This window comes from Streptomyces sp. NPDC057428 (genome assembly GCF_042803195.1).
GTDB lineage: Bacteria > Actinomycetota > Actinomycetes > Streptomycetales > Streptomycetaceae > Streptomyces.
In genome coordinates, this window is record NZ_JBHVCT010000002.1 from 22,398 (window position 1) to 42,823 (window position 20,426).

Genomic DNA, 20,426 nt, shown 5'->3' on the forward strand with positions numbered 1-20,426 from the left:
TCCTCTGGTCCCTCTGTCCCGGCGCCTAGCGGATGTTCGGGTCGAAGGTGAAGATCACCAGCGTGCCCAGCAGGACGGTGAACACCGTTGCGGTGTACAGGAGCATCTTCAGCCAGAAGCGGGTGTTGTCCCGTTCGGCGTAGTCGTTGATGACCGTACGGAGGCCGTTGGCGCCGTGGAGCATGGCGAGCCACAGCATCGCCAGGTCCCAGAGCTGCCAGAACGGCGAGGCCCAGCGGCCCGCGACGAACGCGAAACCGATCTTGGACACGCCACCGTCGAGCACCAGCTGGATCAGCAGGTGGCCGATGACCAGGACGACCAGCACGATGCCCGACAGGCGCATGAAGAGCCAGGCGTACATCTCGAAGTTGGTGCGCGATCCCTTGGGTGTCTTGCCCGTGCGCTGGCGCGGGGGCTCGATCACCGGGGCCGGGTTGTCGACGTCGAACAGGCTCACGGCCTCGACGTCGCCGATCGCCGACGAAGGAGTCTCGGTGGACATTGGCCTCAGCTCCCGAAGACTTCACGTACGGCGTGGCCGAGGACGGGGTAAAGGGCCCCGGCCATCAGCACGATCCAGATACCGAGGACGGTCCAGAGCATCTGCTTCTGGTAGCGCGGGCCCTTGGCCCAGAAGTCCACGGCGACGATACGGAGACCGTTCAGCGCGTGGAACAGGATGGCGGCCACCAGGCCGTACTCGAGCAGCGCGACGAGCGGGGTCTTGTAGGTGGCCACGACCTCGTCGTACGCCTCGGGGGAGACACGCACGAGAGCGGTGTCCAGGACGTGTACGAACAGGAAGAAGAAAATGAGGACACCGGTGACTCGATGAGCCACCCAGGACCACATGCCTTCCCGGCCGCGGTACAGCGTTCCAGCCGGCACGGAAGAACCCTCCGGGAGCGGGGATTGGGGTCGGCCGGCTTGACTGTCGGTCTGACCCGGCCGGGTACGGTCCACCGGCCCCGGCCATCGTAGCGACGCTTTGTCGGTTCCATGGCGGCGGGGCCCGTCGGTGTGATCAAAGTGGCAATCAAACAGGCACGGACGGCCTACCGGGGGTCATATGACACCGGGGGCACCTGGCCGGCCTGTCGCCCGGCCTCCGTCACCAGCTCGATGATGCGGCCCCGGGCGAGTCGTCGCATCTCCTCCGCGGTCAGGGCGCGCTCCTCGTCCGGTTCGTGGGCCAGTCGGGTGCGGATGGAGGCCAGCACCTGGTCGACGTGCTGGGAGGGCCGGAGCCCGTCGAGGCAGATCACGAAGACGTGGCCGAAGCGGCTCTCGTAGGCGGCGTGCGCGGCGCGCAGCGCCAGGTGGGCTGCGCGGGGCGCGGCGTGGTGCAGGCAGGGTGCGCTCTCCACCGCGAGCGCTTCGGCGATGTCGGAGGGTGCGAGGTCGTACCCCGCCTCGTCGGAGGCGGCGAGCAGGGTGTCCAGGTCGGGGTAGGGCCGGTGGGCGGCCATCCGCAGGGCCCAGCGGCGGCTGCCGCAGCACTCCAGCAGGGCGGCCTCGGCGAGCTCGCGCGGCCAGGCGTTGAAGTGACGGATCCCGTTCGAGTAGGCATTCTTGCGAGCGCTCCCCGAGACTGATTCCGGAACAAGGGCCTCCGCCGGTGCCTCACGCAGGGTCGGGGCGGGGCCCTGGCCCTGGACGGGTACGGCTGCCCGCCCGGTCTGCTGAGGTTGTTTCGGCAGGCCGGCGTGGGACTCGCTGGACCTGGACAGCGGGACTCCTCGGACGAAAGGCATCTGTGACCCTGCAGACGGGCCTGGGTGCGACGAGGTTGCTCAGAGCGTGGAAGTGAGGACTGGGATGTATGTGCCGCAACGCTATCGAGACCAGGCGACCAGCAACCGAAGGGTGCGAGAAATTCACCCACACGGGAGAGTTTCGGAACGCCTGATGGACGAATTAGCGGATGGATTGTCCGGCTTTCTCGTTGTCTTTGATCTCTTTTGCCCCCGATCCGGAGGATTCTGACCGATGTCGCCCTCACGCGGAACCCTGGTGGCCGGCGCGGCCGTAGCCGTCGCCGCCGCCGTCACGCTCACCTTGGTCGTCTGGCCCGACGACTCCGGCTCCGGGACCCGGAACGGTGGCGCAGCCTCGGCCCGTACCTCGCCCTCCCCGTCCCGGAGCTATCCGCTCTCCACGACGCCGCGGACGATACCCGCGGTGCGCGAGCACACCCCCGCGCGCGGGCCGGGCTGGAAGCCGGCCGGCAACAGCACCGTCGTCGTGGCCGACCCCGAACTCGCGGACGAGGCGAAGCTGCTCGCCAAGGAGCTGAAGATCAGCTACCGGGGTGAGAAGTCCCCCCGTGAAGGTGACGTCGAACTGGCGCTCTCCGCAGGCAAGGGCGACCCGGAGTCGTACACCATGAAGACGGCGGGCGGCCGGGTCACCATCAGCGGCCCCGGGCAGGCGGGTGTCTTCTACGGGACCCGCACCCTCAAGCAGTCGCTGAACGCCGACGGCACCGTGCCCGAGGGCGTCGTGCGCGACACCCCGGACCGTCCCCAGCGCGGGTTCAACCTCGACATAGCGCGCAAATACTACTCCGCGGACTGGATAGAGGACCGGCTGCGCGAGATGGCCGACCTCAAGCTCAACCAGCTCGGACTGCACTTGTCCGACGACCAGGCCTTCCGGATCGAGTCCGACACCCACCCCGAGGTCGTGTCCGACGAGCACCTGAGCAAGGCCGAGGTGCGCCGGATAGTGAAGCTCGCGCAGAGCCTGCACATCACCGTGGTCGGTGAGATCGACTCTCCCGGACACCTCGGCGCCGTCCTGCGCGCGCACCCCGACCTCCAGCTGCGCAACACGCAGGGCGTGGCACGGCAGGGCGCCATCGACATCTCCGAGCCGGAGTCGGCGCAGATCGTCGACGACCTGCTGAACGAGTACGCCGAACTCCTCCCCGGCGCCTGGTTCCACGTCGGAGCGGACGAGTACCAGGCCCTCACGGTGAGCAGCCCGCAGGCCTCCTATCCTCAACTCGCCGCGGCAGCACGCGAGAAGTACGGCGCCGACGCCACCGTCCAGGACCTGGCCGAGGGCTGGCTCAACGACCGCGCCGCCGTCATCCGCAAGGCGCAGAAGATCCCCAAGGCATGGAACGACGGCTTCTTCAGCGGCGGGAGCGTCACCGCGGACAAGGGCATCGAGGTCGAGTACTGGACGGGCAAGGAAATCGGCGCCAGGCCGCCCCAGGACTACCTGGCCGAGGGCCGCAAGGTCGTCAACCTCAACGACGAGTTCCTCTACTACGTACTCGGCGAGCCCAACGACTTCGTGTACCCCACGGGCAAGCGGATCTACGAGCAGTGGACCCCCTTCGTCCTGCGTGGCACCGAGCCGGTGGCCGAGCGCTACTCGAAGCAGATCCTCGGCGGCCGGTTCGCCGTCTGGAGCGACTTCCCGAACGCGCAGACGCAGGAGCAGGTCGCCGCAGGCATCCGGATGCCGCTCAACGCCGTCTCCCAGAAGCTGTGGGATCCGGGCACGCCCGAGCTGACCTGGGCCGACTTCAAGTCGCTGGCCGACGAGGTCGACTCGGTGAACTGATCCCCAACTCCGTGGACATCGCGGTTGAGAAGGGTTAGGTTCCGCTGGCCGCGCGCCTTGGGGGGATGCGCGGCCATGTCCGAGAACCGGAACCCTGGGGGGTCCTTCCATGCTGTGCACGACCTGCGGTACGAGACCGGCCGCATCCGCGGACGGGCGGTGCTCCGTCTGCGCGACGGTTCGTCCCGCGCCGCCGAACGGGCTGATGAAGCCCTCTCCCGCCCCGATGTCGGAGGGACTTCACCGGCTGCGCTCGCCGGCCGGGCTCGCGAAAGCCGTCGTCGTGCTGCTGGGGGTGGTCATCGCGGTCGACGTGTTCGCCCTCGCGGCGGAGCTGAACCTCCGGGGCGAGTACGCGAACATCGGCGACGGGGCGCGGTACGAGTTCGTCTCGGCCACCCACTCCGAGCTCCTCTACCAGCGGGCCGCTGCGGTACAAGGACTCGCGCTGCTGGCCACCGCCATCGTCTTCATCATCTGGTTCCGCCGGGTGCGGCTCAACGCCGAGGTGTTCGACGCGGGCCTCCAGCCCATGCGGCCGGGCTGGGCGATCGGTGCCTGGTTCGTCCCCATCGCCAACATGTGGCTCCCGCGACGGGTCGCCGGCGGCATCTGGACCGCGAGCGCGCAGACCAACACGGACGGCAGTTGGCGAAAGGTCTCGAACGCGCCTCTCAATCTCTGGTGGACGCTGTACCTGGTGTCGGTGCTCGCCGGCTGGGGCGCGTCGAAGAACTACAGCGCGACCGAATACGTCGACGACCTCTCGGACGCCGTGACCCTGATCATGGCCGCCGACGTGCTCGACATCGCCGCGGCCGTCATGGCGATCGTCTTCGTACGCAAGCTGACCCGGATGCAGGGCGAGCGTGCGGCCCGCGGGATGTACCCGCTGTCCGCCCCGGCGCCGGCCGGGGTGCCACAGGCCTGAGTCGGCTCGTTTCGCGCTCCCACCGCGTGTCCGGCGGGCAGAATGGCAGGCCGGACCGCGGGGGGAGCGCGACGTGGGTTTCTGGGGTGTGTACCTGGTGGGCCGCAGCGGTGAACCGCTCCCGGACCACCCGGCGTTGAGGGACGCGCGTGGCCTGCTGACGCTGCGGGAGTTCCGCGCCGACGGCTGGCAGGTGTGGTGTCACCCGGGTCAGCCGGCGCTGGGGAACATGACCGCGCTCGCCGACGCCGCGCGGGCTCCGGTGCTGCTCGGCTTCGTCATGGACAGCGTCTGCGTGGCCGTGGAGGCCGCGGCGCCGCACAGCGGATCGTGGTACGCCTGCCTGGGCCGGGCGCCGATGGCCGTGCACCTCGGCCTGGACGGCACGGCGCTGGAGGATCTCTTCCTGCCGCCCGAGGACGCGGCGGAACGAGCGGTGCGCTGGGCGGCTGAATCCGGCCGCGGTGTGCGCGAGGGGCCGCTGCTCGAACTGCTGCGCATCGAGCAGCCGGAACGGTCCGGCGATGAACTTTTCTTCGCATTTCTGGACTGTCTGGGCATCGAGAGCCTCCAGGCCGAGGCCTGACGTGTTCGGTGTTCCGGCTGAGTGACGCTTTTCGGCCATCCGGCGCTGTACGCGGTAACAGGCAGCACAGCCCTCGTCACTGAGTGGCCGGGCCGCCGAGAAACGAGGGGAGGCGTCCATGACTCTGATGGAGCAGATCGCCCGTGCCGACGAGCGGGGCCTGGCGGCGAGTGCACTCGCCTGTCTGGACCGCTGTCTCACGCCGCCGGACGACGGGAGCGATCCCGAACCGCTGCGCCCGCTCTGGGTGAGCTGCGAGACCGGCAGGGAGTGGGCGGAGCGTCTCGACGCCGTACACGCGGCGCTGGAGCGTGCCGCTTTCGAGGGTGGCGGGGAGACGGCGGCCCGGGTGCGCGCGATGCTCGGTGCCGCGCCGAGGGAGTTCGCGGCCGGGCCGCTGCGGGCCTGGGCGGACGCATGCTCGCTCCTGGCCCTCGACATCCACCGGGAGTTCGACTTCCCGGCCGGTGACGCCGACGCGCTGGAGCTGTACCGCTCGGGCGGGTCGGCCGGCGGCGGGCCGCTCGTCACCGGCGAAGTGCTGCGCCAGACCGAGATCCTGGAGGTGCTCGCCGAGACCCCGGGAACAGCGGGCGGTGGAACGGGCCTGCGGCGGGTGCTGGACCTCTCGGCCGAAGGGCGGCGGGTACTGCGCGCGGTGATGTCGAGACGGGCCCGTGGCCGCGCCCTCGGGACAGGGTCGGGGCATTAGGCCACCGTCGACCCGGATCGTGGCGCCGGTGGCGAAGGACGAGTCCTGACCGGCCGGGAAAGCGACGACTCCGGCCGCCTGTGCGGCCGGCCGCAGCGCCCGAGGTGACGGAACGACGACCGGGGCCGCCACCCCCCACAGGAGAGGCCCCGGTCGTCTTCCACGGAGCCGCAGTGCGGCCCCGTACTCAACTCAGCGCCAAGGGTGCGTTTTCTGTCACACCGCAGTACCTCAGGAGACAGTTGCAGGTTGTACAAGTCATGGACGGGGCACCGTCCGACCACGTAGCGTGCTGACTCGCGCAGGGCTGCGCGGCAGTGGTGACCAGCTGCGATTCGGATCAGCAGGGCGGGTTGAGGGAGTGCTGGGGGACGACGCGGAGCTGACCGCCGCGGTGCTCGCGGCACAGGACGGGGACGAGGACGCCTTCCGTACTGTGTACCGCGCCGTGCACCCGCGGCTGCTCGGCTACATACGGACGCTGGTCGGTGAACCGGACGCCGAGGACGTGGCATCCGAGTCCTGGCTGCAGATAGCGCGTGATCTCGACCGGTTCAGCGGCGACGCCGACCGGTTCCGCGGATGGGCGGCCCGGATAGCGCGCAACCGCTCGCTGGACCACATCCGGATGCGCGGCAGGCGCCCCGCGATCGGCGGCGACGCGAGCGAACTGGCCGGTGAGGCCGCCGAGTCCGACACGGCGGGGGAGGCACTGGAGTCCCTGGGCACCGGCCGCGCCATGTCCCTCATCGCGCAGCTGCCGCAGGACCAGGCCGAGGCGGTCGTGCTGCGCGTGGTGATAGGCCTGGACGCCAAGAGCGCGGCCATGACACTGGGGAAGCGTCCCGGCGCGGTGCGCACCGCGGCCCACCGCGGTCTGAAGAGGCTCGCGGAACTGGTGGGCGGCGACTGCGGCCAGGAGGACGAGATCCCGGTGGCAGGCCCGGGACTGGGCGCCGTACCCGCACAGCGCCCCGCCCGCAAGGGTGCGGCGGCGTCCGCAGGTGTGATGCATTCGCGTCCGTGGACGCAGAGGGACATGTGATGGCCGACGAGCAGCACGAGTGGCTTGACTCGGACGCTGCGGAGAAACTGCTCCGCGGTGCGTCCGTCGAGTCCGTCGACGATCACACCACGACCGGGCTGGCACAGTTGGAGGCCGCGCTCCGTGCAGTGCGGACCCCGGCCCCGGCCAGGGGCGAACTGCCCGGTGAGGCGGTGGCGACGGCGGCCTTCCGCGAGGCCTCCGGCAGCTGGAAGCGGGCCGGTACGGCACATTCCGCCCCGATCGCCGGAAACCGCGGCGCCCTGCCCGCCGTACGGATCCGGGCGGAGTCCACGGCACCCCGGCGTCCGCGCTGGGGCCGCACGGTGCGCTTCGGCCTGGCCGTCTCGCTCGTGGGGTGCGCGCTCGGCGGGGTGGCCGTCGCCGGGGGCGCGGGCATGTTTCCCACGCCGTTCGGCAGCCACGGCTCACCGGTTCCCGCCGCATCCGTATCAGGCGCCGCGTCCCCCGAGGAGATGGGGGGCGAGGCACCCGAGCCGGAGCGTTCCGTGGCCCCGCCGTCCGGGACGCCGAAGGCGCCCAGCCCTCCGCCGCGTCCGAAGGAGACCGGAGGTGCCGAGGAGGAGCCGGCCGACGGCGAACCGCCGAGCGCGACGGGCGGCGACGGATCGCCCGCGCCGGAGGGCGGGACCCGGGACAGGGGCACCGGCGACCACGGCGCGCGGGACGGCACGGACGGGCGAGACGTGCCCGGCGGCTCAGCGGGCGGGGTGTTCGCGAAGTCCGTCCGGGCGTGCCGTGAGTACCGTGCCGACGCCCTGAGCGAGGAACAGGAGCGCCGTCTCGTCGCGCTGGCCGACGGCGAGGAGAACCTGGACCGCTTCTGCGACCGCGTCCTCGCGGCGGACGGCCGGAACGGCGGGAATGCCGACGAGGGCAGGGGCGACGGCAAGGACCACGGCAAGGACGACGGCGGGAACAGCGGTGGAGGTTCCCTCCCGCCCGTCACCTTCCACACGTGGGGCACGCCCGGCGGGTGGGCGCGGCCGACGACGTTCCCGAGCTCGCCGTCCACCCTGTCGGTGCGCCGCTGACCTGCCTCTGGGTGCGCCTCTGACCTGCATGAACGCGTCGGCTGTAACGTTCTTCGGCGCTACGGCGCAGTACTGAGTGCCGACTGGTCATCGGCCGCGCAATGAGCCGGGGTTCCCCCCGTACCTTCGGCTCGGCGCACCCGGCGCGGGCGGGGCACGTTCCCCCGGTCCCGCCCGCGCCCCCGATCTCCGCGTCCCGCGTCGCTACCAGTAGACGACGACCTTGTCGCCGTTCTTCACCTGGGCGAACAGCGACGCGATCTTCCCCTCGTCCCGCACGTTCACGCATCCGTGCGACGCGCCGCTGTAGCCGCGGGCCGCGAAGTCAGACGAGTAGTGCACCGCCTGGCCGCCGCTGAAGAACATCGCGTACGGCATGGGGGTGTCGTAGAGCGTCGAGACGTGGTGGCGGGACTTCCAGTACACCGAGAAGGTTCCCTCACGGGTGGGCGTGTACTGGGAGCCGAACCGCACGTCCATCGCCGAGACGACCCGGCCGTCGATCATCCAGGACAGCGTGCGGCTGTTCTTGCTGATGCACAGCACCCGGCCCGTCATGCAGCGGGCGTCGGGGCGGGCGACCGGCTTGACGGCCGGCGGATCCAGCTCCTTCGCCGTCGGCTTCCTGGTCATCGCCAGCAGCCGCCGCCACGTCACCGTGTCGGTCCTGCCCGTGCGGGGGAGCTCCCGTTTGCCCTGGAAGGAACGCACCGACGCGGCCGTCGCCGTGCCGTAGTACCCGGTGGGGCTGCGGTCGAAGTGGCCGATCTGCCGTAGCCGCGCCTGGAGTTCCCGTACGCGCCTGCTCCGGTCGCCGACGGACATCAGCGTCCGTGGCCGCGGCGAGGGGCGGGCGCTCGGCGACGCCGGCGGGGTAGCGGACGGAGACGGGACGCCCGCGCTTCCGCTCGGCTTGGCGTCGTCCGGGGCCGACGCGGCCGCCCCGGGCGGGGCGGCGGGGCCGGTGGGTGTGGCCTTGCATCCTGTCGTCAGGGCGGCCAGCAGCACCACACCGACGGCGGCCGCGGCCGCCGCGCGCGCCCTGCCGGTCCGGCTGCCGTCCCGTACGCGTCTCATCATGGGTCCCCCGACCGTCGCGCTGCCACCCGCGTGGCGCGGATGTCTCATGAGACGGATTCCCGCGCTGCCCGGTTGCCGAATCCTGCGCATGATGGAAGAGGCCGGCCCCGGGGCTCGGGAGCGTGCTGTGAGCAAGGTCCCAGCGGAGGGCTCCCGACAGGCAGGGGCACCGCCGCTAAAGTCCGTCGCGAGATTTATTACCGATAAGTAGCTTGAGCGGGAGGCACAGCACATGACGCGTGAGTCCGAGTCAGGACTGCCCATCGAGCCGGTGTACGGGCCGGAGGCCCTCGACGGCTGGCAGGCCGACGAGAAGCTGGGCGAACCCGGGGCGTACCCCTTCACACGCGGTGTCTACCCCACCATGTACACGGGCCGGCCGTGGACCATGCGGCAGTACGCGGGCTTCGGCACCGCCACGGAGTCCAACGCCCGTTACAAGCAGCTGATCGCCAACGGCACGGCGGGCCTGTCCGTCGCGTTCGACCTGCCCACCCAGATGGGGCACGACTCGGACGCCCCCATCGCCTCCGGCGAGGTCGGGAAGGTCGGGGTCGCGATCGACTCGGTCGACGACATGCGCGTCCTCTTCGACGGGATCCCGCTGGGCGAGGTCTCCACGTCGATGACCATCAACGCCCCCGCGTCGCTCCTCCTCCTGCTCTACCAACTGGTCGCCGAGGAGCAGGGGGTGCCCGCCGACCGGCTGACCGGGACCATCCAGAACGACGTGCTCAAGGAGTACATCGCCCGCGGCACGTACATCTTCCCGCCGAAGCCGTCGCTGCGGCTGATCGCCGACATCTTCAAGTACTGCCGGGCCGAGATCCCCAGGTGGAACACCATCTCGATCTCCGGCTACCACATGGCCGAAGCGGGTGCCTCGCCCGCGCAGGAGATCGCGTTCACGCTCGCGGACGGCATCGAGTACGTGCGTACCGCCGTCGCCGCGGGCATGGACGTGGACGACTTCGCCCCCCGGCTGTCCTTCTTCTTCGTCGCCCGTACGACGATCCTGGAGGAGGTCGCCAAGTTCCGTGCCGCACGCCGGATCTGGGCGCGGGTGATGAGGGAGGAGTTCGGCGCGAAGGACCCCAAGTCCCTGATGCTGCGCTTCCACACCCAGACCGCGGGCGTCCAGCTCACCGCGCAGCAGCCCGAGGTCAACCTGGTCCGGGTCGCCGTACAGGGCCTGGGCGCCGTTCTCGGCGGCACTCAGTCGCTGCACACCAACTCCTTCGACGAGGCGATCGCGCTGCCGACCGACAAGTCGGCCCGCCTCGCGCTGCGCACCCAGCAGGTCCTGGCGTACGAGACGGACGTGACGGCCACGGTCGACCCGTTCGCCGGCAGTTACGTCGTCGAGAGGATGACCGACGATGTGGAGGCCGCCGCCCTGGAACTGATGCTCAGGGTCGAGGACATGGGCGGCGCGGTCGGCGCCATCGAACGCGGCTTCCAGAAGGGCGAGATCGAACGCAGCGCCTACCGCATCGCGCAGGAGACGGACAGCGGCGAGCGTGTCGTCGTCGGGGTCAACCGCTTCCGGCTGGACGAGGAGGAGCCGTACGAACCCCTCCGCGTCGACCCGGCGATCGAGGCCCAGCAGGCGGCCCGTCTGGCGAAGCTCCGGGCCGAACGCGACCAGGAGGCGGTGGACGCCGCGCTCGCGGAGCTGAAGAGGGCGGCGGAGGGCACGGCCAATGTGCTGTACCCGATGAAGGACGCGCTGCGGGCGCGGGCGACGGTGGGCGAGGTCTGCGACGCCCTGCGGGAGATCTGGGGGGCGTACGTACCGACGGACGCGTTCTGAGCCGAGCGCCTGTCTGACGGCGGACGAGGACTGATCAACCGCATCGCGGACCGCCCGGACGGAGTGTCGCACCCCCGTGCGACACCGGTACCCGCCTGGCCTCCGTCTTCCGCCGTCGCAAGAGGCTGTCAGCAGGCGCCACCACGGCCGCGGGTCTGCTGTTCCTCGGGTTCGCGGCGAAGCTCTCGTTCACCGGGGTGTGACCTGCCGAGGTCCGTGACGGTGCCCGGCCTTGCCCCGCCCGTCAGGGATCTGCGCAGCAGCGGGGTGCACCACAGCTCCACGTACCGGTGCAGCAGCCACGCCAGCGCCAGCATCAGCGCCACTGTGAGCAACGCCGTCACCCCCGCAGGGATGCCGAGCCGCCGGTGCAACGTGCTCACTGCCACCCACCCCAGATGTTCATGGACGAGATAGAAGGGGTACGTCAGCGCTCCCGCGACCGTCAGCCAAGGGCGGTCGAAGCGGGCGAGAGCGCCGAGCGCGATCGCGGCGACCGCGGCGAAGCCGGCGGTCACGATCGCGATGATGACCAGCGACGAGCGGTACGAGAAGTCGTGCGGGCCCGCCGGGTGCCACAGCGTGGCCACCGCGTAGTGCTGGCCGAGCAGCCAGCTGACTCCGACGATGCCCCAGGCCGTGGCGTCCCGCCGGTTGCGGTGGACCAGGTAGAGCCCGATGCCGCCGGTGAAGAAGGGGGCGTACTCGGGCATCAGGACCACCTCGGCCAGAGGCTCGCCGGATGCCTTACCGAGCGCCGCGGCCAGCGTCCACGCGGCGCAGAACAGTACGATCCGTCGCCTGCCGGCCCCCGGCAGCACCACGCACACGGCGAACAGGGCGTAGAAGCGGATCTCCGCCCACAGCGTCCAGCACACACCGAGCACCCGGTCCACGCCCAGTGGCTGCTGCAGCAGTGTCAGGTTCACCAGCGCATCACTGGGGGAGACCGCCTTGTACGCCACCGCGGGGAGGGCGAAGACCAGTGTCACCAGCAGGACCGCCGCCCAGTACGCGGGCAGCAGCCTGGCTGCCCGGGAGGCGAAGAACGAGGCCAGTGAGCGGCCCCAGCCGCTCATGCAGATCACGAAGCCGCTGATGACGAAGAAGATCTGCACCCCGAGGCAGCCGTAGGCGAACCAGGTGTGGGCGGTGGGGAACAGGGAAGCGGCGGAGGTCCCCCACGCCTTGGTGATGTCGCCGCCCCGGCCGCCGTAGTGGTAGGCGGCGACCATCAGCGCGGCGACCAGCCGCAGCCCGTCCAGAGCGCGCAGCCGGGGTCTGGCGCGCGCCGGCCGGCGGTCCCGGGGTGGCGACGACGACGGACGTGGTGGCGCCGGCACCGGCGCAGGGGCGGCGAGTACCCGCTCGAGGGTCCTGCCCGGATTCTCCGGAGTGATGGTCACGGCCTTCCCTTCCCACAGTGGCGAAGGGTCAGGTTAGGGCGCTCCGAGGTCCCGAAACGGACGAGAGGGGAGCAGTTTCCTGTGCTGACAGGGCGATTTCATCTTGCGGTCGTTCAGGTTTCTTAGCGTGCTACGGAACCTCAAACGGTTACCGAACGACTGCACCCCTCCGTATGCCCCCCTTCCCCCCCCACGGGCATCAGACGCTTGGAGCGCCATGACGAAAGCCCGCACCCGTTGGCCACGGCAGCGTGACGCGGAGGACTCGCTCCCGCCCGAAGGCGGTACGTCCCACCTCGCTACCGTCCGGCCGACGGAACTGGAGACCTGCCTGCGCGCCTGCGCCGCGCACAGCGGGAAGCTGGTCGCCGGGCTCGACCGGCGACGTACGGCGCTCGCGGAGGCCCTGCGGAATCTGCTGGCCACCCACGCCACCATGGAGCAGACGTCCTCCGCGGCCTCCCCGATCCCGCTGCTGCGGCGTACCGCCAAGGGCGGTTCGGGCTCCGCCCTGGTGCTCGGCGACGCGCTGCTCGACCCGCTGCTCGCGGTCGGCAACAAGGCGCTGGACTGCGGTTACGAGGACGAGCTGAAGCTCGCGATCCTCATCACGGACACCGTGCTCACCCAGCGCAACCGCTCCCGGGCGGGCTGGCGGCTGCGGGCCCGGACGCTGGAGGCGAGGGGCGCGGAGGCCGCCGCAGTCGAGGCGTACGAGCGCTACCTCGACCTCACCGACGAGGACGGCTTCGGGGTCGCGGCGAAGACGGCCGGGCTGCGGGTGGGCGCCGAGCGCCGGAGCGAGCTGCTGCGGAAGCTGGAGCGCGACTGCCCCGAGGCCGCGGCCTTCGCAGGCCGGTCCGTCACCGAGTCCTGGGCCGAGGGGCTGGCGCTGCACAGGCGGGGAGACTGGAACGCGGCACGACCCCGGCTGATCGGCGCACTTCTGACCCAGGACCGGGCCGGCGCGCCTGTGCCGGAGATCCAGGAGGCCCTGGCCCAGTACCTCGGCCTCGCGCTGGAGGTCAGTGGCGCGGCGGGCAGCGGGGGCAGGCCCCGTGGCCACGCGGGCACCGGCGATCTCGCCCTTCTCACGGACCTCATCGCGCTCTACGCCGAGCAGCGCCGGACCCGGATGCGCGGCCCGATCGCCGACCCCACCTTCGGCGGCGTCGAGTGGACCACTCTCGGCGAGTTCCGTAACCACATCGCGGGCAAGTCGATTTGCCTGATTGCCAACTCGCAGCGTGTCGGCACCGGTTCGATGGGCGCCGAGATCGACGAGTACGACCTGGTCGTCCGCTTCAACTCGTACAAGATCAACCCGTCCGCGACCGGCGAGCGCACCGACATCCACGCCACCATCCACAAGCACGGATTCAACTGGGACCGACAGGTCCACACCCGGCTGGTCTTCGGCGGCACCTCCGGCGACTGGAAGTACTCGCTGCGCAACCGGCTGGTGCCGGGAGCCCAGCAGTACCTCGGCGACGAATCGCTGCGCTGGCCGCTGCGCAACATCGGCAAGGTCGGCGCGGACGTCTGGCCCGCCATCCCCACCAGCGGCTACAACATGCTGTGGCTGCTGGACCACCTGGACGTCAGCACGCAGCTCGACCTGATCGGCTTCGACTTCTACGAGAGCGGCGCCTACCGGCTGCCCGCGGCGATGAAGATGCCCATCACCTCCGTGCACGAGTACACCAGCGAAAAGGCGTGGGTCATGGAACGCGCCCAGAGCGTCACCGATATGAGGATCCGACTGCGATGACGACGACGCCCACTACGAGCGACGCGCTCGTACCCCAGGCCCCCGCCCCCGTGAACGCACTCACCGGCAAGCGCCGCGTCGCCTTCGCGAGCTTCGTGGACGAGAACTATCTGCCCGGCTTCCTCGCCCTGCTGCGCAGCCTCGCCCTGTCCAACCCGGCGGTCTGCGAGGACTTCATCGTCCTGCACGACGGGCTGCGACCCGCCTCCGTCGCACAGATCCGGGCGCTGCACCCGCGCGTCGACTTCCGCCGGGTCGACGCCGCGCACTACGACACGTACGCCAAGGGTGACCAGGACAACTACCTGGTGCGCAAGGCGTACTTCATCCTCGACGTTTTCCGGGTGCGCGACTACGACACCGTGATCACCCTGGACACCGACATGGTGGTCCTGGGCGATCTGGGTGACCTGCTGACCCTGCGCGACGGTCTTGCCGCCGTTCCTCAGTTCTTCTACGGGCAGCACAAGCTCAACAGCGGGCTGCTGGTCATCCAGCGCGAGTATCTGAGCGACGAGTTCTGCGCGAAGATCGATGAGGTCGGCCGCAAGGGCACGTACGAACTCGACAAGCACGACCAGGGCATCCTGAACGCCGTGCTCGACGGTGACTTCGTGCAGCTCGACGCCCGCTACAACTTCGTCAAGCGGCGGCTCTCCGGCGACCTCCCGGTGCCCGACACCACCGCGATCCTGCACTTCACCGGTCGGCACAAGCCCTGGCAGGGCGGCGAGGCCGGCTACGGCCAGGCCGAGGACCGCTGGCGCGAATTCCAGCTGTCCGACGCCGAGTTCCACGCCGCGTACCTGGCGCTGCCCGGTGCGAAGCACCACGACCTGCTGGTGCACTACGGCACCGCGCACGTCCGGTGCACCGCCGACCCCGACACTGCCCGCCGGGTCGCCGCCGCCCACATCGGCGCAGGTGAGTACCAGGAGGCGGCCGACCTGCTGGGCGGGGTCCGGATCCCCGTCGACGAGGCCTGGCCGCACGAGGTGCTCGGTCACGCGCTGATGAGCGTCTCGCGCTACGAGGAGGCCCGCGCCCAGCTCCTGCTGGCCAGCGCCGCCCCCAACCGGGCCGCGACCGCCTTCTCCCGGCTCGCCCAGATCGCCTGGATCCACGGCGACGACGCCACCGCCGAGCAGTACGCCCTCGAAGGGCTCGGCGTCGACCCGACCCACCGGGCGAGCCGGCTGATGTACAAGCGCACCAAGGACGTCGAGGCCCCCGCCGAGGGACCGGCCGCCGAGCAGCTGGCGCACGTCGCCTTCTACATGGACCGACAGGGCAACGCCGGGGACAAGCTGCTCCCGGAGAGTGTCCGGCTGGCCTTCGGCCGCGACACCGGCCCGGCCCGCTGGCACTCCGTCCACGCCCACCGGCTCTTCGACGAGGCCGCACTGGAACGGGTCAACGCCCGCCGTGGACTGGTCATCGGCGGCGGTGGCCTCTTCATCCCGGACACCGCGCCGAACGGCAACAGCGGCTGGCAGTGGAACGTCGCCGACGAACTGCTGGAGCGGATCGACGTACCCGTCATGGTGTACGCGGTCGGGTTCAACGCCTTCGACGGGCAGGCGTACGGCCACGGCCGGGACAGGTTCCTCTCCTCGCTGCGGAAACTGGTGGAGCGCGCCTCCTTCTTCGGGCTGCGCAACCACGGCTCGATCGAGAAGGTCCGCGAGCTGCTGCCGGCGTCGCTGCACGACAAGGTCCGCTTCCAGCCCTGCCCGACCACGGTGACCCGGCAGCTGGTGGACGGCTGGACCGACCCCGTGCAGCGCGAGAACACCGTGCTGGTCAACGCCGCGTACGACCGCTCCGGGCTCCGCTTCGGTCACGACTACGCGCACTTCCTCGCCGAGATGGCCACCGCGGTGAAGGAGCTCGGCAAGCGCGCCGATGTGCGGTGCGTGGCCCACTCGCTGGACGACGAGCGCATCGCGTTCGACCTGCGTCGCGAGCACGGCATCTCGCTGCCGGTGATCCCGATGTACGACTTCGAGAACGACGAGATCCGGTCCACGTACGCCCGGACCAAGCTGGTCATCGGTATGCGCGGGCACGCGGGCATGATCCCGTTCGGCTGCGGTACGCCGATCATCAGCCTGATCTCGCACCCGAAGATGGCGTACTTCCTGTCCGACATCGAGCGGCCCGAGTGGGGCATCTCCGTCCATGACCGGCACCTCGGGGCACGGCTCGTGGAGCGGGCGGCCGGGCTGCTGGACGACCATGCGGCGACGGTGGCCGATGTGCACGGGCGGCAGCAGGAACTCTGGAAGGTCACCGAGGCGAACGCGGCGGACCTCCGGGTGATCCAGGGAGGCGCGCGAGTCTGACGACACGGCGAAGGGGGCGGGATGCCGACCGGGCATCCCGCCCCCTTCGTCTCTCCGCCGATCGCCGGGCGGGCTCGAAGTCCGCCGGCGCTCGACGGCAGTGGCCCCGGCCGACCGGCCGGGCCCCGGTGGCCGTGCGGCCGACTACCGTCGCGCCGCTCTCCGCAACGACCTCGCCCGCCGCGCGACCCTGCGCACCGCGGCGTTCCGCGGCAGGAACGCGAACTGCGAGGGCACACCGCCGGGCAGCCCCAGCGACGTCAGCCGCCTGCGCTTGAAGTAGCGCCAGGTCGTGGCTGTGAGATGGGCGGAGAGATACCGCTCCGCGGCCGGGCGCAGCTGCGGATAGATCTTCGGCTGCATCGTGAAGCCGACCGCGGCGATCAGTTCGTTCAACTCGGCCGGCGCCACCGCAACCGGTCGCGTGGCCGTTCCAAGGTCGCCGAGGTCCGGCACCACCGCGTCCACCAGCGTGACCGGGACCCGGTTGCTGTTCTCGAACGGGGACAGTCGCTCCAGCAACGTCTCCGTACCGACCCGTGCCACCGGCAGTCCGTAGAACGCGGACGCCGTGAGCAGCGCGGTCGAGAAGCAGCCGACGACCAGCGCCGGCCGCATCCGCTGGTACAGCACCTCGGCGAGTACCGGCGCGGTCAGCAGCCCCGAGTCCAGCACGGTCAGCTCGGCGCCGAGTTTCGCAGCCTCCGACTCCATGGCCTGTGACCACCGGGCCGGGGCCGTCGGATGCGGCTTGAACACCAGGCGGGTGTGGCCGAGTCCGACCGCGCCGCGCATCATCCGCAGGTGCAGTTCCTCCTCCTCCGCCACGCTGATCAGGCCGAGCGCGGAGAGGTACTGGCCCAGCAGCAGCGCGGGCGCTTCCACGGACGGCAGGCTCGCCGCGACAGGGTGGGCGTCGCCCAGTTCGCCGAGTACCTTGAGGAACGCCTCGGTCGGCACGATCTGCGACGTCACGCCGAACTCGGTGAGCAGCAAAGGCTTGAGCCCCGGCACGAGGTCGAGGTGGAGCAACCGCCGCACCCGGGTGCCGATCAGCGGGTCGATCTTGTTCCTGGTCGGTCCGTAGCTCATCAGGCCGTCCGCGTACACATCGATCGGTGCGCCGGTGAAGATCTCGGCGATCGCCATCGCCGGGTTGACCTGGATCGACTCGACGGCGATCTCGATGTCGTCCTCGCCGAGTCCCCAGGCGAGCCGCAGATGCCGTTCCCACAGCGGTACGTCGTCGGGGCGCGGGGCCCAGCCGCTCGGATGGTGGGGGGCGATGGTCGTGTTCCAGGACACGATGTCGTCGAACCTGCCGCGCAGCGCGTCGAACCCGGACATCGCGTCGACGGCGGGCGTCGTCTCCGGGATCGCCGCGTTGTTGGAGACGAGCAGGATGCGGCGGTCGGCGTCCGCGAAGACGCCCGCGTCCATGGCGGCGGCGAGCGTGGCCGTGCCGTAGAGGGTGGAGGCGAAGAAGATCTGTGTCGTACGGGTCCGGCTGCTGCTCATGCGGCCGCCACCTCCTTCGCGGCGGCGGGCCGGCGGCGCAGCCGGCGCAGCAGGGTCGCGCGCTGCAGGTCCATCGAGTCGAGGGCGTCGTCCAGCACGTCCTGCGGCATCCGCCTGAGGGCTCCGGCGCTCATCGATTTCAGGGCACGGGCCACAGAGGGTTCGAACCTCTCCATCGAACTCATGTGATGCGAAATGATCGCGCAGTAGGTACGGACCGCCTTCGGCAGGAGTGCCTGCGCGTCACGGTCGGTCGCTGTTTCCCGTACGACTTGGTCGAATGAGCGAATGAAATCGAGCTGGCGTACGTCGCCGATCTGGGTCAGTGACGAGGCGACGCCACGCCGGTAGAAAATGCCGAGAAGCCCCAGCACCGCGAAGGAATCCGCCTCGCGGTGCAGCCGCCAGATCCACGGCCGGTCCTCGGCGGTGCGCAGACCGTCCGTGAAGTGCAGCAGCCCGCGGTCCAGGAGCCGGCGGTGGTAGAGACCCGCCCAGGCGTACGGATAGTCGACCGAGGTGGTGCGGCCGGCGGGCAGGATCGTGTCCCGCGGGTCCATGACCTCGCCCCTGCGGCCGTGCGGGACGCGTTGTACCGTGCGTGTCCTGCCGTCGGCCTGGACATGGTCGGTACGGACGAAGTCGCAGCCCAGCGCCTCGGTACGGGCGAGCAGGTCGGCGTAGTAGCCGGGGGCGAGCCAGTCGTCGCCGTCCAGGAAGGTGATGAACTCACCGCTCGCGGCGTCCAGACCGGTGTTGCGCGCGGTCGCGAGTCCGCCGTTCTGTTCGTGCCTGATGACGACCGCCCCAGGGATTTCGCCCCGCGCGCGATTCAGGATTCCGGCCGTCCCGTCGGTCGAACAGTCGTCGACGAGGATGAATTCGAAATCCTTGCGGGCGTTCGCACGCAGGCTTCTGAGGGTGTCGGGCGCGTATGTCTGCACGTTGTAGAACGGCACGATGACGGAGAGCTTAACCACGTCGATCAGGCTAGGTGCGGGCTTGTCATGCGGCTTGTCCCCGGAAAGGACGGGACATGAACGGACCGTGTCGGATCTGTAAACCTGCCCGGCTCCGACTGCCGTACAGCGAGCGGAACCCCCTGCGAAGAGCCGGATATCCAAGCGTCGGTGGGCTGTTAACCATCTGTTGCGTCTGCGTTGGGCTCCACATCGAAATGCCTTTCTAGCTTCTAGGACGTGCCTCCACGTTCCAGGAATTCGGCTGATCAGGCCGACAGAGCAACAGCCGCGATCCCGGCTCTGCGGGTCGCCGTACTCGCGGACTCCGACACCCGGTGGAAGTGGGGTGCGCTCACCGCGCGCCGCCTGACCGGGGCCCCGGAGTCCGGTGCGGCGGTACGCCCCGTGGAGATCAGCGGGCTGCTGCTGCGTGGCCGGGCCACCCCGACGCCCCGTCAGCTCGCCGAGGTGGGCGAGGTCGGGGTCGACGCGGCGCGGGTGCGTGAGGTGACGGCCGTCGAGTTCCTGCACACCGTCCGGGACGAGGCGTACGACGTCGTGGTCCTGGCCCTCGTCGGCGGCGCCGTGCAGGCGATGCTGCACGGTCTGGCCGCACTGGACCTGCCCCGCAGGCCGGTCGTCGTCACGGGCTACGTCGGTGTCGTCTACGAGAAGCTCGCCGACGGGCTCCTGCTGCGTCACGGAGCCGACGTCGTGCTCGCCAACTCCCGCCACGACGCGGCGCGCTTCCGTGCCGTCTACGAGGGGGTCGGCGCCGACGCGTCGTCCGTCACCGAGGCGGCCCTGCCGTTCCTCGGCGGTGAGCCGCACCGGACGCGGGAGGGCCGCCGCACCGTCGTGTTCGCCGCCCAGCCCTCCGTGCCCGCGTCCCGCGCCGAGCGCACCTACCTGCTGCGCCGGCTCGTCGAGCACGCACGGCTGCACCCCGGCCGCGACGTACTGCTGAAGCTGCGTTCCAAGCCGGGCGAACACACCACGCACATCGAGGAGCTGCCCTACCAGCGCCTCGCGGAGCGGATCCCCGGCGGGCTGCCGCCCAACTTCAGCCTCGTGTACGGACACATGGGCGAGGTCCTGGACCGCACCGACCTGCTGGTCACCGTGTCCTCGACGGCCGCCCTGGAATCCCTGCACCGGCGTATCCCGACGGCGATCCTCTCCGACCTGGGTGTGCGCGAGGCACTCGGCAACCACCACTTCATCGGCTCCGGACTGATCACGTCCTGGGACCACCTCGACGGCGGCCTCGGCCCTGAGCCCGACGAGGAGTGGCTCGCGGGCCAGGGTGTCGCAGCCGACGGCACGTACGCGACGGCCTACGACACCGCCCGCGCCCGGGTCGGTGAACTGCTCGCGGCCGGCCCGCTCCCCCGCCTCACGCCCTACTACACGCCCGCCACCGCCCCCGGTTACCTCCCCGGCATCCTCGCCCGCCACCACCTCGGTCCGGACGGCCACCCGCTGCCCGGTGCCGTCGCTCCGAAGGAGACCGGACGGGTCCGGGGCGCCGTGCGCGAAACCGTACGCAACGCGGCCCGAGGTGCCTACCGCCACGGCGTCCAGCGGGTCGCCCCCGTGATCCGGCGGATGGGCGAGCTGTGA

Annotated in this window: 17 protein-coding genes; 10 read left to right on the top strand and 7 right to left on the bottom strand. The window is 70.6% G+C overall.

Translation table 11 applies throughout. From position 1 onward, the window contains the following. Positions 1–25 precede the first annotated feature (25 nt). The 3 genes from ACFU5K_RS01005 to ACFU5K_RS01015 form a co-directional block, all read right to left on the bottom strand. Entirely contained in the window at positions 26–505 is a 480-nt protein-coding gene (locus tag ACFU5K_RS01005; RefSeq protein WP_384055161.1) for a succinate dehydrogenase hydrophobic membrane anchor subunit, read from the bottom strand. A gap of 5 nt (positions 506–510) precedes the next feature. Continuing rightward, the gene (gene sdhC / locus ACFU5K_RS01010) at positions 511–891 is read right to left on the bottom strand and encodes a succinate dehydrogenase, cytochrome b556 subunit (RefSeq protein WP_384055164.1); all 381 of its coding nucleotides are present in this window, start codon (positions 889–891) and stop codon (positions 511–513) included. Between the two features lie 167 nt (positions 892–1,058). Then, complete coding sequence (locus ACFU5K_RS01015) at positions 1,059–1,757, bottom strand: 2-oxo-4-hydroxy-4-carboxy-5-ureidoimidazoline decarboxylase (protein WP_384055167.1); 699 nt, start codon at positions 1,755–1,757, stop codon at positions 1,059–1,061. Between the two features lie 235 nt (positions 1,758–1,992). Between ACFU5K_RS01015 and ACFU5K_RS01020 the strand changes: the two genes are divergently transcribed. The 6 genes from ACFU5K_RS01020 to ACFU5K_RS01045 all read left to right on the top strand — a co-directional run bounded on the left by ACFU5K_RS01020 (position 1,993) and on the right by ACFU5K_RS01045 (position 7,908). Further along, the gene (locus ACFU5K_RS01020; protein WP_384055170.1) at positions 1,993–3,579 is read left to right on the top strand and encodes a family 20 glycosylhydrolase; all 1,587 of its coding nucleotides are present in this window, start codon (positions 1,993–1,995) and stop codon (positions 3,577–3,579) included. A gap of 226 nt (positions 3,580–3,805) precedes the next feature. Beyond that, positions 3,806–4,510 carry a DUF4328 domain-containing protein gene (locus ACFU5K_RS01025; RefSeq protein ID WP_384055172.1) on the top strand — a complete coding sequence of 235 codons (705 nt, stop codon included), beginning with the start codon at positions 3,806–3,808 and terminating at the stop codon, positions 4,508–4,510. 73 nt (positions 4,511–4,583) lie between these two features. Further along, entirely contained in the window at positions 4,584–5,096 is a 513-nt protein-coding gene (locus tag ACFU5K_RS01030) for a hypothetical protein (RefSeq protein WP_384055175.1), read from the top strand. A 118-nt stretch (positions 5,097–5,214) separates the two neighbouring features. Continuing rightward, positions 5,215–5,808, top strand: coding sequence for a hypothetical protein (locus tag ACFU5K_RS01035; protein WP_384055178.1), 594 nt, complete (start codon positions 5,215–5,217; stop codon positions 5,806–5,808). A 361-nt stretch (positions 5,809–6,169) separates the two neighbouring features. Beyond that, entirely contained in the window at positions 6,170–6,853 is a 684-nt protein-coding gene (locus tag ACFU5K_RS01040) for an RNA polymerase sigma factor (RefSeq protein WP_384055323.1), read from the top strand. Next, positions 6,832–7,908 carry a hypothetical protein gene (locus ACFU5K_RS01045; RefSeq protein WP_384055181.1) on the top strand — a complete coding sequence of 359 codons (1,077 nt, stop codon included), beginning with the start codon at positions 6,832–6,834 and terminating at the stop codon, positions 7,906–7,908. The genes ACFU5K_RS01040 and ACFU5K_RS01045 overlap by 22 nt, the downstream gene beginning before the upstream one ends. 204 nt (positions 7,909–8,112) lie before the next feature. On the opposite strand, the gene ACFU5K_RS01050 is transcribed toward ACFU5K_RS01045, so the two are convergent. Next, positions 8,113–8,985, bottom strand: coding sequence for a L,D-transpeptidase family protein (locus tag ACFU5K_RS01050; protein WP_384055326.1), 873 nt, complete (start codon positions 8,983–8,985; stop codon positions 8,113–8,115). 235 nt (positions 8,986–9,220) lie between these two features. On the opposite strand from ACFU5K_RS01050, the gene ACFU5K_RS01055 reads away from it, so the two are divergent. Continuing rightward, positions 9,221–10,801 carry a methylmalonyl-CoA mutase gene (locus ACFU5K_RS01055; RefSeq protein ID WP_384055184.1) on the top strand — a complete coding sequence of 527 codons (1,581 nt, stop codon included), beginning with the start codon at positions 9,221–9,223 and terminating at the stop codon, positions 10,799–10,801. 128 nt (positions 10,802–10,929) lie between these two features. Here ACFU5K_RS01055 and ACFU5K_RS01060 read toward each other — a convergent pair whose 3' ends face one another. Continuing rightward, entirely contained in the window at positions 10,930–12,207 is a 1,278-nt protein-coding gene (locus ACFU5K_RS01060) for an acyltransferase family protein (RefSeq protein ID WP_384055187.1), read from the bottom strand. Between the two features lie 217 nt (positions 12,208–12,424). On the opposite strand from ACFU5K_RS01060, the gene ACFU5K_RS01065 reads away from it, so the two are divergent. Together ACFU5K_RS01065 and ACFU5K_RS01070 are read left to right on the top strand one after the other, a co-directional pair. Beyond that, on the top strand, positions 12,425–13,978 hold the full coding sequence (locus ACFU5K_RS01065; RefSeq protein WP_384055189.1) for a hypothetical protein: 1,554 nt from the start codon (positions 12,425–12,427) through the stop codon (positions 13,976–13,978). Further along, a complete protein-coding gene (locus ACFU5K_RS01070; protein WP_384055192.1) occupies positions 13,975–16,323 on the top strand; it encodes a glycosyltransferase in 2,349 nt (782 codons plus the stop codon). The genes ACFU5K_RS01065 and ACFU5K_RS01070 overlap by 4 nt, the downstream gene beginning before the upstream one ends. A gap of 144 nt (positions 16,324–16,467) precedes the next feature. On the opposite strand, the gene ACFU5K_RS01075 is transcribed toward ACFU5K_RS01070, so the two are convergent. Both ACFU5K_RS01075 and ACFU5K_RS01080 read right to left on the bottom strand, forming a co-directional pair. Then, on the bottom strand, positions 16,468–17,841 hold the full coding sequence (locus ACFU5K_RS01075; protein WP_384055195.1) for a polysialyltransferase family glycosyltransferase: 1,374 nt from the start codon (positions 17,839–17,841) through the stop codon (positions 16,468–16,470). Next, complete coding sequence (locus ACFU5K_RS01080) at positions 17,838–18,821, bottom strand: glycosyltransferase family 2 protein (RefSeq protein ID WP_384055198.1); 984 nt, start codon at positions 18,819–18,821, stop codon at positions 17,838–17,840. The genes ACFU5K_RS01075 and ACFU5K_RS01080 overlap by 4 nt, the downstream gene beginning before the upstream one ends. Before the next feature lie 219 nt (positions 18,822–19,040). Here ACFU5K_RS01080 and ACFU5K_RS01085 point away from each other — a divergent pair, with 219 nt between their 5' ends. Next, entirely contained in the window at positions 19,041–20,426 is a 1,386-nt protein-coding gene (locus tag ACFU5K_RS01085; protein WP_384055201.1) for a DUF6716 putative glycosyltransferase, read from the top strand.

Coding starts and splice junctions, on each gene's coding strand:
- ACFU5K_RS01025 (WP_384055172.1), top strand. CDS start 3,806: ATGTCGGAGGGACTTCACCGGCTGCGCTCGCCGGCCGGGCTCGCGAAA.
- ACFU5K_RS01075 (WP_384055195.1), bottom strand. CDS start 17,841: ATGAGCAGCAGCCGGACCCGTACGACACAGATCTTCTTCGCCTCCACC.
- ACFU5K_RS01035 (WP_384055178.1), top strand. CDS start 5,215: ATGACTCTGATGGAGCAGATCGCCCGTGCCGACGAGCGGGGCCTGGCG.
- ACFU5K_RS01065 (WP_384055189.1), top strand. CDS start 12,425: ATGACGAAAGCCCGCACCCGTTGGCCACGGCAGCGTGACGCGGAGGAC.
- ACFU5K_RS01070 (WP_384055192.1), top strand. CDS start 13,975: ATGACGACGACGCCCACTACGAGCGACGCGCTCGTACCCCAGGCCCCC.
- ACFU5K_RS01015 (WP_384055167.1), bottom strand. CDS start 1,757: ATGCCTTTCGTCCGAGGAGTCCCGCTGTCCAGGTCCAGCGAGTCCCAC.
- ACFU5K_RS01050 (WP_384055326.1), bottom strand. CDS start 8,985: ATGAGACGCGTACGGGACGGCAGCCGGACCGGCAGGGCGCGCGCGGCG.
- ACFU5K_RS01020 (WP_384055170.1), top strand. CDS start 1,993: ATGTCGCCCTCACGCGGAACCCTGGTGGCCGGCGCGGCCGTAGCCGTC.
- ACFU5K_RS01055 (WP_384055184.1), top strand. CDS start 9,221: ATGACGCGTGAGTCCGAGTCAGGACTGCCCATCGAGCCGGTGTACGGG.
- ACFU5K_RS01005 (WP_384055161.1), bottom strand. CDS start 505: ATGTCCACCGAGACTCCTTCGTCGGCGATCGGCGACGTCGAGGCCGTG.